At 46.0% G+C, this 12,631-nt stretch carries 7 protein-coding genes; 4 read left to right on the forward strand and 3 right to left on the reverse strand.

Translation table 11 applies throughout. The features are described from left to right. Positions 1-112 precede the first annotated feature (112 nt). Both Q9R46_RS25565 and Q9R46_RS25570 read left to right on the forward strand, forming a co-directional pair. Entirely contained in the window at positions 113-2,068 is a 1,956-nt protein-coding gene (locus tag Q9R46_RS25565; RefSeq protein WP_311282253.1) for a methyl-accepting chemotaxis protein, read from the forward strand. A 238-nt stretch (positions 2,069-2,306) separates the two neighbouring features. Continuing rightward, complete coding sequence (locus tag Q9R46_RS25570) at positions 2,307-5,525, forward strand: response regulator (RefSeq protein WP_311282254.1); 3,219 nt, start codon at positions 2,307-2,309, stop codon at positions 5,523-5,525. Positions 5,526-5,547: 22 nt separating this feature from the next. On the opposite strand, the gene Q9R46_RS25575 is transcribed toward Q9R46_RS25570, so the two are convergent. Together Q9R46_RS25575 and Q9R46_RS25580 are read right to left on the reverse strand one after the other, a co-directional pair. Continuing rightward, on the reverse strand, positions 5,548-6,222 hold the full coding sequence (locus tag Q9R46_RS25575; RefSeq protein WP_145332941.1) for a response regulator transcription factor: 675 nt from the start codon (positions 6,220-6,222) through the stop codon (positions 5,548-5,550). A 74-nt stretch (positions 6,223-6,296) separates the two neighbouring features. Continuing rightward, positions 6,297-7,145, reverse strand: a complete 849-nt coding sequence (locus tag Q9R46_RS25580) for a helix-turn-helix transcriptional regulator (protein WP_311282255.1) — start codon at positions 7,143-7,145, stop codon at positions 6,297-6,299. Positions 7,146-7,293: 148 nt separating this feature from the next. On the opposite strand from Q9R46_RS25580, the gene fabF reads away from it, so the two are divergent. Beyond that, positions 7,294-8,532, forward strand: a complete 1,239-nt coding sequence (gene fabF, locus Q9R46_RS25585; protein WP_145333464.1) for a beta-ketoacyl-ACP synthase II — start codon at positions 7,294-7,296, stop codon at positions 8,530-8,532. Between the two features lie 82 nt (positions 8,533-8,614). Here fabF and Q9R46_RS25590 read toward each other — a convergent pair whose 3' ends face one another. Beyond that, positions 8,615-9,847, reverse strand: a complete 1,233-nt coding sequence (locus Q9R46_RS25590) for a nitrate/nitrite transporter (RefSeq protein ID WP_311282256.1) — start codon at positions 9,845-9,847, stop codon at positions 8,615-8,617. Positions 9,848-10,325: 478 nt separating this feature from the next. Here Q9R46_RS25590 and Q9R46_RS25595 point away from each other — a divergent pair, with 478 nt between their 5' ends. Continuing rightward, positions 10,326-12,620, forward strand: coding sequence for an FAD-dependent oxidoreductase (locus Q9R46_RS25595; RefSeq protein ID WP_311282257.1), 2,295 nt, complete (start codon positions 10,326-10,328; stop codon positions 12,618-12,620). The last annotated feature ends 11 nt before the right edge of the window (positions 12,621-12,631 follow it).

Here is a 12,631-nt window from a genome sequence, read left to right on the forward strand (position 1 = left end):
TCGTTTAATTTAGTTAATATTTTTTTTGTATGTTAGTGCAAATATCAATTTAATATGGAAGAGGTAGAGTGAATTGTCGTTGAAAAACAAAAAAACAGGTTGGTTAGGAAAGATGGCAACCGATTTTAAGGTCAAACTGATCATGTCCTTCATTATCTTTTTGGCGGCCCCTTCTATCACTATAGGTGTATTGTCTTATAACAATGCCAAAGAGGAAGTAAGGAAACAAATTCTACATAGCGCAGAGGAGAACGTGAATTTAGCTAATAGTACGATTGATTTAATCATCAATGTGAAACGTAAACAGGTTGAATATTATGCGAAGGTTTTTACCGCAGACACCATGAAAAATTCAGAAGCAAACATGCTGGAGGAAATAAAGGGATTCATCGGACAGAACCCGGATGTGGTTCTCGTCAGTGTAGGTGATCAAAATGGTAAATATATATCTTCTTCGGATACAGCTACCCCACAAGATTATGATCCTCGAACCAGACCTTGGTATACAGAAGCGATGAGTCAACCTGGTCAGGTTATCGTCACAGACCCGTATACCTCCACATCAACGAATTCAGTTACGGTTTCAATTGCAAAGGCATTGGACGACCGCTCTGGTGTAGTCAGTCTTGATCTGGATCTGAATGATATTAGCAGTAGTATAAGCAAGATCAAGGTAGGGGAGCAGGGATATGTGGTCTTGTTGGATCGTAGCCAAAAATATATCTCTCACCCGGACAACCCGGCTGGTTCAGAGGCGAAAGAGCCATTTTGGGCAGAGGTATTTAATCACGAATCGGGCACATTTGATTATCTCTATAATGATGAACCCAAGTTTATGTACTTTTTAACGAATGGTTCAACGAATTGGAAAATCGCAGGTACGATGTTCACCGCCGAGGTGGATGAGGCGACAGCTCCGATTCTGCATCGTATGATCATTGTGCTGTTATCTTGCCTTGGCGTTGGGGCCGTAATTATCTGGCTTGTCATGCGATCTATTATTAAACCGATCAGAGAATTGAAAAATCAAGCGATACAAGTGAGTGAAGGAGATCTGACACAGACTATTGTAAGTAAAAGTTCGGATGAGCTTGGTGAACTTAGCGACGCTTTTGGCAAAATGCAGACGAATCTGCGCTTGCTGATCCAGAATGTAGAGCATAGCGCAAGTCAGGTCGTTTCTTCATCCGAAGAGATGACGCAGAGTGCAGAAGTGACCAGTGCTGCGAGTGAACAGGTGGCTAGAGCCATTCAGGAAATTACGCTGGGGGCCGAGAAACAAATGCATGGTATTGAGCATAATCATGAGGCCATGCGCGAAATTACGTCTGGTGTGACCAATATTGCGGAGAGATCGGTTCATGTGTCCGAGTTAGCCAAACAGACCACGTTACAGGCAGAAGAAGGTGGAAACACGGTTAAGCAGACGGTAGATCAGATGAAATCCATTCAAGAGACCGTCTTACAGATGAGTCGTATCATTCAGACTTTGGATGAACGTTCTGAGCAAATCTCGGCGATCACAGAGCTGATGGGAAATATGGCGAAACAAACGAATCTACTGGCGCTGAATGCGTCGATTGAGGCTGCACGTGCAGGTGCACACGGGAATGGGTTCGCCGTAGTAGCTGGAGAAGTTCGCAAGCTCGCAGAACAATCCCAGCAGTCTGCTCAAGATATTACTACACTGACATCTGCGGTCCAGAAGGATACATTGGAATCCGTTGATATGATGAAGAAAGTGGCATTAGAGGTCGAACAGGGCATGGAGGTTTCCACTGAAGCTATTCAGAAGTTCGAACGTATTCTGGAGAGTATGCGTGAGACTACACCTCAGATTGAAGAGATCGCAGCCACTTCACAGCAGATTACGGCTGGAGTACAGGAGGTTGGGGCTGTGTCTAGCGAACTGGCAGGTATTGCTTCAGCGAATGCTTCAACTTCGGAAGAGGTCGCAGCCTCATCGGAAGAACAGCTGGCTTCGATGGAGGAGATATCCGCTTCTGCAAGAAGTTTGTCAAGTATGGCAGAACATCTGCAACGTCTGATCCAACAGTTCAAGTATTAGGGAGCCGTGAGGCTCCTTTTTACATTGTATCAGATGTTATATGTTAATATATGGAATCTGTATCGATGGGTAAATGTTAGAAGAAAGGAGGCAGAATTGTGGAGATATAAGGCAATATCCGCAATTGAATAAGGGGGGGGCTCGTAATATGATTTGATTATTGCAGAGATAAAATCGGCCAATGGGACCTTTTTTCATAAATGAATTAGCGCTGAAGTCGTAACTTGGATGGTGAACTTTGCTACGTGATATTGTTTTAAATTTTACTTTAATTTTAATTTTTGTCTTCCTCATTCATCACTATCTGAATCAATTAAGCAATCGGCATAAGCCATCATTTACCTCTCGCCTGATTATTGGGATAGCAATGAGCATGTTAGGTACGGCGTTATATTACTTCTCCATTATATTGGATGACGGTACGATGCTAAACTTTAGATCCATTGTATACCTTCTCGCCGCTTATTATGGGGGAGGCGGAACGGCGTTTATTACCTTTGCAGGTTTGTGGGTTTTTAGAATTAATGCCGGGTTTTGGCCGTCCATTGAAAATCTTGATTATGCTTTGTATGAGCTTTTGTTTGTATTAGCTGCATCCCTGAATTTCAAGTATATACACCGATTTATTTTCCGATGGTTTTCCGGATCGTTCCTGTTCATTGCGGTTTATCAGTTCACGATGTACATGACGTATCCGGCGACACCCTATAGTCATGGGATTACCTTACTGTCTCAAATTCTATGTATGCTTCTGATTGTATTGTTCATCTATTTCCTGAATCAGAATCATCAATACAGACAGTTGGTGGTACAAAAAGAGCAGGAAATGCTGGAGATGCTGCGTAGACAGCCAGGGTTTACATTTAAACTGCACAAGCTGAACGGAAAGTTTGAATTTCTTTTGCTCGAAGGGGAGATGTTGTCTCATCTGGGTATGGACATGCGAAGTCTGGAGCAGAGCTTCCAGCTGGGAACCATTAACGCACTGCCTCAGGAGAAAATTCAATTTTTGAAAACACAATTCAACCGCGCCTGGAGAGGCGAACACTTTTTTTTCGAGATTGAGCACAAAGGAAACTATGCTCTGGTTAAGCTCGGGCCTTTTCTGGAGGGCAAAATGGTGAAGTATGTTATTGGGTATGGACTTGATATTACAGAACATCGTGCTGTCAGGCGAAGGATTCAGGAAAGTGAGGAGCGCTATCGTTTGCTGGAGCGAGTGTCCTCCAATTGGGTTGCAGGATTGGACAGTGCGGGAAACATCGTCTCCATTAACCAGAAATTTCTCGATGTCCTTCAGGCGGATCGGCAACAGGTCATTGGTCGTGCGCTCGCAGATTTACTCGTGATGGAGAAATCAGATTGCTGGGTTACCGTTTTGCAAAAGGTTATCTCGTCTAAAACCAATCATGAAGCGGAATTGACCTTCCGGATCGGAGAAAGTGATGAATTGCATGTTCGTGTTCATCTTTATCCGCTCAAGTCATCCGGTTCCTGTGAGCAAATTAAAGCTGTCTTTCAAGATATGACAGATCAATATCACAGGGTGAAGGCGGATAAAGCCAGTCAGGCGAAGAGTGAGTTTCTGGCCTTGATGAGCCATGAATTGCGGACGCCTCTGAACAGTATTACCAGCTTCAGTTCCTTGTTGCAACGAACAGATCTTACTCCTCAGCAACAGGACTATCTTGGCAAGATCACCGTATCCTCACAATCTTTACTTGCGTTGATCAATGATATTCTAGATTTTTCGAGAATTGAAGCAGGTATGTTTAATGTGGAGAATGTCCCCTTTTCCCTGGAAGATGTATTTAAACGAGTGGCGGATCAGATCAGTACAGCTATCGGTAACAAGGATATTAAAATTATTTTTCATACCGATCCCGAGCTGCCTTTAACGGTCATTGGTGATCCGTTCAGGTTGGAACAGGTTCTTATTAATCTGCTTAACAACGCCATTAAATTTACGGATGAAGGGTATGTCATATTTCATGCAGAAGTGCTCACATTTGAGGATAAACATGTTGAAGTTCGGTTTGAGGTAGAGGATACCGGGATTGGCATCTCCCCCGAACAGATGGAGCGTTTATTTGTTCCTTTCAGTCAGGCCGAACCATCGACCTATCGAAGGTACGGAGGCTCTGGCTTGGGTTTGGTCATTTGTTACCACCTGATCACCTCTTTAGGTGGAAGTTTGCAAGTAGAAAGTGTGCTTGGTGAATACAGCATGTTTACATTTGAGTTGGTGTATGAACTGACAGAAACAGAGGATATTTCTTTCTTGCCAACCTACCCTTTGTTATATGCAGTGAATGATGTGATGATTGTGGAAAGTGATAGAAGAGTTGCGGAAAATCTGGAGCAGATGTTGCGCTCATTTGGCCTCAGGCCTCGAATCTATTCTTCTGTTCGAGAAGTGCCGGGCAACGATAAATATGATGACGAGGGGGATGAAACATCTTCTCTTTTGATCATGCTCGATATGGATACGGAACCTGTACACGATGAACCCAGCTGGGAGCGTTTGAAGGACCGGCTGAAGGATACCCGGATTCAGGTGTTAGGGTATACGCGTGGGGTTGGTGAGAATGCTCTTGAAGGCAAGCAAAATTCGATTGATCCGAAGGCACTCTTGTTTAAACCGATTACCCGTGTCGGGCTGTTTGAAACGTTGTTGACATTGCAGGATGGAGAAGTGCAGAATTTGAACCGAATTACAAATCAGGATGAGTCATCAAATCGAATGAATCAGGGAGCCATTTTGGTGGCAGAGGATCATGAGATCAATCAGATCGCCATTCGGGCGATGCTACAGCAACTTGGCTTTGAAGTGAAAGTGGTGAAGAATGGAAAGGAGATACTTAGCGAACTACCTGTTCAGCCATGGAAGCTGATTTTGATGGATTTATTTATGCCGCTAATGGATGGACTAGAAGCTGTTAAACACATTCGTCAGATGAGACAGTACGATCACTTACCCGTTATTGCACTTACGGCAAATAGCATGAAGAAAGATCATAAGGAATATATAGAGGCAGGTATGAATGCTGTTCTGACGAAACCGATTGATGAACAACAGCTCCAAGATGTACTGGTAGCCTGGATTGATCTGAGGGGCTTGCATGAAATCAGGGGGATTGATACGGATAAAGCCCTGAAACAGATGGATAACAAACCGCACATTTTGCAGTACGCGTTGAATAAGTTTGCTCTAGAATATAGCAGATTTGAGCAAAAAATGCAGATTTATCTTGAGCAAAAGCAAATGAATGATGTTGTACGGAGTACACATTCTCTCAAAGGTGTTGCAGCCCACCTGCATGCTGTGAAACTGCTGCAGGCCGTTCTGCATCTGGAATCGCTTTTGTCTCATCCATCTTCGGAAGTAGAGTTGACCCTCAGCCTGCAACGGGTTCAGCAAGAAATTGATCATATTTCAGAATCACTACCATGGTAAAGATGGCTAGCAGAGGTTATGCCTAAGGTGTGAATTTATACCCGACCCCCCATATGGTTTGAATATATTGGGGGTTTTTCGGGTTATCTTCAATTTTTTTGCGGAGTTTCGTAATATGTACATCAATGGTCCGATCATTAATATAGGCATCTATTCCGCGAATGGCCTCAATTAAAGCGTACCGACTGAACACTTTGCCAGGATTAAGCACAAACAGCTTCATGATCTCGAATTCGGAGAACGTCGTTTCGACTCTGCGATGGTTTAACAGAATGGTCCTACGTGCCACATCAAGGCTTAACCCTGATTCCGTTTCGGTCACTACAGAGTTTTCCAATAAAGCATAGCGGCGTAAAACAGCCTCGATGCGAGCCTTCAGTTCCTGCATGCTGAACGGTTTACAGACAAAATCATCTGCGCCGTCGGTTAAGGAGCGAATACGTTCAGACACCTCAGTTAACGAAGAAATGACAATCATCGGTAGGGAGGTATGTTCACGCATGATTGCGCATGGATTTTTCCCACCTGAATCAGGTAACATCAGGTCTATTAAAATGATATTTGGTCTGGTTTCAAGCTGCAAAAGTGCACACCCGATGGTGTCCACACGGTCTACTTCGTAGCCTTCACCTTGTAAATACAGGGATAAAGTGTCGCCCAGCATGTTGTCGTCCTCTATAATAAGCACTTTAGTCATGGTGTTCCTTTCTGAATCCACGTTATATAGGTATGTTAGGTAATAGATGTCGCTCTCCCTGGCAAGTAAGCAGTTCAGGATTCATTACTTCGATCGAGCAGTTGCATGAGTTTACGCTCTGTTGCCGTTTCTGGTGCGGGTGTATAAATGCTGCATCGCAAATCGGAATTGCCTTGAATCTGTAGTGAGGTCAGGTCGAATAACATTTTTCCCGCTCTGGAATGTCTGAATTCAATCCATACATCAGGAGCACTGCTTACGCTGCTTTGTTTCCACAATGCTTGAAAGTCAGGGTGGCGATTCATCATATCATCCAAAAATAAATTATACCATTCATCGTCGACATAACGACCATAATAGCCACGAAAAATAGATAAAAATCCGCTGACGAAGTCCTCCCAGTTCACTGCAAGCCTGCGCAACTCTTTTCGATCAAATACCAGACTAATCATATTCCGCTGCTCTAAGGGGATCTGTTCAAAGTTCATAAAAACTTGTGCGGCAGCCTCATTCCAGCCGACAATGAAACAGCGCCGATCAGAGATAATGGTAGGACAATAGCGCAGTTCCTGCAAGATTTTCTGCAATGACGGGTGAAGCTGAAGCGTGTCTGGTTCCGGCACGGGCAGATTTGAATAATGCTCCGTAGCTAGAGAAAACAAGTATTTACGTTCATCTGCAGTGAGTCTGAGAGCAGAAGAAATGCTATCCAGTACAGCATGTGAAACCTGAATGCTTCGTCCCTGTTCCAGCCAGGTATACCAGGTCGTGCTAACGTTAGCTAATTGGGCGACTTCTTCTCTTCTTAAACCAGGTGTTCTTCGCCGGCCTCCGGCAGGCAGGCCAACGGATTCCGGAGAGAGTTTGGAACGCTGTGTTTTCAAAAAAGTGGATAACGCCTGTAGTCGAATAACATCACTCAATGGATCACCTTCAATCTGTTTATCATGGTAGTCATTATACTATGATAAATGACAACTTGTAATAGGATATACAGAAATGGCACTATGAATGCATAAGCATCAGGAAACTGAATGAAGAACGTTACAAGGAGGACAAACCGGGATGAGTATGGAACGAGTTGTGATTACAGGAATGGGAGTAATTTCTCCACTCGGCAATGATGTAGATACATTCTGGGGCGCTTTGAAGGAAGGCAGATCAGGAATTTCTCCGATTGAACATCTGGACAGCGCTTTGTATAAAACGAGAATGGGCGGATTGATTCGTGATTTTGATGGTGAAGCCAGATTTGGACGCAAAGAAGCCAGGCGTATGGATCGGTTTGTACAATTTGCTGTTGCGGCAGCAGATCAGGCGTTATCGGATTCCGGTCTAGTGCTGGAATCGCTGGACCGGGAGCGAGTAGGTGTATATATTGGCTCAGGTATAGGCGGTATTCAGACCTTGATGGATCAGGGCAGTGTCTTGTCGGAACGCGGAGCATCGCGGGTTAGTCCAACGCTTGTTCCGATGATGATATCCAATATGGCGGCGGCCACCGTTAGTATGAGATTCGGATGCTGGGGGCCAACGCTCTCTCCGGTAACGGCTTGTTCCATTGGCAACACAGCTATTGGTGAAGCGTACCGGCTGATTCGCCACGGAGGAGCAGATGTTATTTTTGCAGGAGGTACAGAAGCAGCAGTCACAGAAATATCGCTTGCGAGTTTCGGCAATGCAACAGCATTATCTACCCGAAATGAAGCTTATACAGCGGCAAGCCGGCCCTTTGATGCAGGCAGAGACGGGTTTGTGATGGCAGAGGGGGCAGGGATTCTGGTCGTGGAGGCCCTGTCTCATGCACTGGCAAGGGGGGCGAATATTCTCGCTGAGGTGATCGGATATGGAGCTACCTCTGACGCGTACCACATGGTAGCCACCCATCCTGAGGGTCGGGGAGCTTATCTTGCCATGAGGGCAGCGTTGCGCGATGCGAAGCTGGAGCCTCAAGATATCGGTGTGATCAACGCTCATGCGACCAGCACAGAGGCGGGTGATCTTTCTGAAACGAGAGCGATTAAACAGCTTTTTGGTGAGTTGGCCTATCATATCCCCGTAACAGCGAACAAGTCCATGACAGGGCATATGCTTGGTGCCGCAGGGGGAGCAGAAGCGATATCTCTCGTTCAAACGCTGCGACAAGGCATCATACCGCCAACCATTAATCAGGAGCAGAAAGATCCCGAATGCGATCTGGATTATGTCCCAAATGTCGCGAGAGAAGCAGTCTTGCAGACGGGCATGTCCAATTCTTTCGGATTCGGCGGACATAATGCGGTTATTATTCTTCAGAAATATTCAGCATGAGCAGATGGCTGGATAAACGGACATTATAAAAACAAACAGCGCCGCCAATATGGCTGCGCTGTTTTCATGTGTAGGCAAGGAATCAAGACGTCAGGGAAGTTGAATCCGCAATACCTTTGCCACTTCTGCTTAGCCAGCTTACCCGCCAGCGGGATTGCATGAAGAGAACAAGGCACATCGAAGCGGCAGCGATGAGACTGAGGATGACAAATCCTGGCGTGTAAGATTGATAAGTGCTGTACAGTTGGCCCAGAATGAGTGGTAACGCGTAACCTCCCAAACCTCCGGCAGCACCTACGATACCTGTCATCAGGCCGATCTCGTTGCCAAAACGTTGTGGAACCAGCTGGAATACAGAACCATTCCCGGCCCCAAGGCACATCATACCGAGGAACAGCATGGCGATGACTACGGGAAGCGGCGGCAGGAAGGATACACCCAGAAGCATGATGCAGGCGCCGGAGTACAAGAAGGTAAGCATCCGGGTTCCGCCAATTTTATCCGCCAGAAAACCACCAACAGGCCGGAAGAAGCTGCCTGCAATGACACAGAACGTCGTAATGTCGGCGGCATGAACGGCAGAAAGTCCGTATTGGGTATTAAAGAAAATGGTCAGATAATTACACAGTCCAACGAAACCGCCAAAGGTGACGCAATAGAAGGCACAGAAGACCCAGGCATCTTTTTGCTTAAGCAAAGTTCCGTACTGGGATAACTTCTTAGGCTCTGGACGATTCGGACTGTTTTTGGCGAAGATGGAAAAGAGGATAAAGACGATAACAATCGGGATGATCGCGAGTCCGAAAACAACTTCCCAGCTACCAAAATGAGTGGCCAGACGATTGGCAAACAGGGTAGCGAGAACCGTTCCGCTATTACCTGCCCCGGCGATCCCCATGGCAAGACCTTGATGTTCTTTAGGATACCACTGACCTGCAAGAGGTAGTGCGGCTGCAAAAGAAGCGCCCGCTACGCCGAGTAAAAGAGCTACGACATACAGTTGGCTGAGCGAATCCACCCATAACCAGCCCAATATCAATGGAACGAGGGTGAATAACATACCGATTTGAGCGGTTAATTTGGGACCAATATAGTCGGACATGAAGCCAAGCACCAGCCGCAGAATAGAGCCCCCGAGAATGGGCAGGGCGACCAGATTCGCTTTTTCCAATGGGGTCATCGGATAATCCATGGCAATAATAACAGCGAGCGGACCGAGCATACCCCAGATCATAAAACTGATGTCAAAATACATAAATGCTCCGAACAGCGTGGGCTTATGCCCGCTTTTCCAAAAACTTTTGCTCTCTACCATTCCTCATCGCTCCTCATCCAAGTAGGTTCTTTGTTATGTCTCTATGTTTTCGTTCGGGCAGAAAAAGGCCGCAAGCCGTCCTGAATTAGAACGATTTGCGGCCCCGTTGCCGACAGGCGGTACACGTCTTTGTGTTCCCGCTTCTGAGATGATCACATCGCTGTGATTTTGATTCAAATTATAAAAAGGGAAAAAGGTAATGTCAACAAAAATAACATTAAATTTTAAAATATTTATTCCATGATCCAATTTTCATTATTTAATGTCAATTTAGTTGACATATATTTTAAATTCAATTAATCTGAATTTAATAAGAATCTACACAATGGCGTGTAGAGCTCGGAGGCAATGGTGCCCCTTTTCCCTTAATGGAAAAGGGGTTGTTCTGTTTTAAATCGAAAAAGGGGTCTTTGCGTTTTCAATCAGAGAGAGGTAATTCTGTTTAGTTTGCAGATGTGAAAGGGATAGGGGGCAGCCCATGAGTAGAAAGAAATTAGTGGTTATCGGCAATGGCATGGCTGGAGTGAAATGTGTAGAAGAGATTAATAACCTGGAGCCGGATATGTATGAGATTGTGATCTACGGGACGGAACCCCGCCCCAATTACAATCGAATTATGTTATCCAAAGTACTCCAAGGTGAGCATTCCATACAAGACATTATCATCAATGACTGGACCTGGTATGCGGAGCGTAATATCCGGCTGTGCACAGGTGAGACTGTTCATCGGATTGACACCCGTACGAAGTTCATTGAGACGGAAGCTGGCAAAAAGGAAACCTACGACATATTGATCCTCGCGACAGGGTCCTCTCCGTTTATTCCGCCAATTCCGGGCATTGATAAGGAGCGTGTAATGTCTTTTCGGTCTATTGATGACTGTACTCGCATGTCAGATTACTCCAAAGAATACCGCAAAGCGGCTGTCATCGGTGGTGGATTGCTTGGGCTGGAGGCTGCAAGGGGGCTGTTGTATCTAGGGATGGAAGCGGTGGTGGTCCATAATGCACCGTATATTATGAATCGACAACTGGATTACGAAGCTGCAACGATGCTTCAACGTGAGCTTGAAGATCAGGGCATGTCCTTTCTTTTGAATAAAAATACGCAAAAAGTTACCGGACGTTCACAAGCGCAGGGTCTGCTTTTCACAGATGGCTCCAAACTGGAGGCACAACTGGTCATTGTTGCTGTCGGGATTCGGCCGAATGTGGATCTGGCCAGGAGAAGTGGCATTGCTACACAGCGTGCTGTTGTGGTTGACGATCATATGCGTACCAGCGTACCTGATATATATGCCGTGGGAGAATGTGCAGAGCATCGGGGGATCAGTTATGGTCTGGTAGCACCGCTGTATGAGCAGGGAAAGGTGCTGGCGCGCACATTGTGCGGACAGGAGGTGCCGGGGTATACAGGTTCTGTTCCTTATTCTCAGTTGAAAGTATCGGGGGTAGATGTTTTCTCGGCAGGAGAAATCAGCGGTGACCGAATGCAAACAGCGATTCAGCACTTCGATGGCATTCAGGGCACGTATAAAAAAGTGCTGATGCAAGCTGGCAAGGTTAGAGGTGCCATTTTGTTTGGCAACACGGTTGAGGGCACGGCCCTCCTTGGTCTGGTACAACGTGGAGCCGATGTAGCTGAGCTTGCCTCCAAGGAAGATGCGCCAGATCCTGCAGTAGCAGCAGCTGCTGCTCTTCCAAGCCAGGAAACGGTCTGCGCTTGCAACAATGTAACCAAAGCAGCGATCTTAAAAGCCATTCAGGAGCAAGGATTGGAAACGGAAGAACAAGTGAAGCAACAAACCAAAGCTTCAGGTTCATGCGGTGGTTGCAAACCTATGGTATGCGCTCTGCTGAAACACGCTAAACGTCTGGAACTTGATGGAGGTGTTAGCACAAGTGCTGAATCAGGCGGTACGAAGGAGAAACCTGCCGTGCTCCCTGTATGTCACTGTACGGAGATGAGCCACGCAGAGCTGAAGCATCGGGTGAGCGTTACCTTGGAGACATATGAAAAAGAAGCTGACATTTGGAAGGTTGGATCTGGGGTCATTCCATTAAAAGACACACAGATCAATTCACTGTTGAAGGAGCTGAACTGGCATTCGGAACACGGGTGCCCGGCATGCCTTCCTGCAATTCGCTATTATATTTATGTTTCAGGATTAATGCTGTCCTCTACAGAAAATGATATGAAAACAGAGCTTAACGGACTGGAAACGGAAGATTTACAAGGGGAACTTGCGCAGGAACATGATCAGATGGTTCACATCTATTCGGAGCAACATGTATCATCACTGGCTTCCAATATTACTGTAAGCGATCTGGAGACGAGACTTCGTACCGATTGGGACACTGCAACGATGCCTTCCGAAGTGAACATCGCTATTGCTTGGGGTTCTCGATCCCCGGTGAATGTACTGGTTTCCGATTTAGGATTGCAGGCTTCCCCGGCTGGATGGGAAATTTACGTCGGAGGTCATGCTGGGCATCCGGTGAAGGAGGGCTCTTTGCTCGGGACAACGGAATCAGAGCAACAAGCGTTCATTCTCGCATCGGCCTGTCTGCAATGGTACCGACAAACGGCTTGGTTTGATGAACCTTTATGGATGTGGACTGAACGTCTGGGAGAGATTTCGATTCGGGAAACGCTTTTGGATACACAATTCCAGCGAGAACTTACGTTTAATCGTGCACAGGAGCGCGAAAAGGATGCTGAGCGTGGAACGGAGACTCTTTTTGAAAAAAACATTGCTCAGGTGAAAGCTTGAAGGCTTAAATG

The sequence above is a fragment of the Paenibacillus sp. RRE4 genome (assembly GCF_031844205.1).
GTDB classification, from domain to species: domain Bacteria; phylum Bacillota; class Bacilli; order Paenibacillales; family Paenibacillaceae; genus Paenibacillus; species Paenibacillus xylanexedens_B.

Coding starts and splice junctions, on each gene's coding strand:
- Q9R46_RS25565 (WP_311282253.1), top strand. CDS start 113: ATGGCAACCGATTTTAAGGTCAAACTGATCATGTCCTTCATTATCTTT.
- Q9R46_RS25590 (WP_311282256.1), bottom strand. CDS start 9,847: ATGGTAGAGAGCAAAAGTTTTTGGAAAAGCGGGCATAAGCCCACGCTG.
- fabF (WP_145333464.1), top strand. CDS start 7,294: ATGGAACGAGTTGTGATTACAGGAATGGGAGTAATTTCTCCACTCGGC.
- Q9R46_RS25575 (WP_145332941.1), bottom strand. CDS start 6,222: ATGACTAAAGTGCTTATTATAGAGGACGACAACATGCTGGGCGACACT.
- Q9R46_RS25595 (WP_311282257.1), top strand. CDS start 10,326: ATGAGTAGAAAGAAATTAGTGGTTATCGGCAATGGCATGGCTGGAGTG.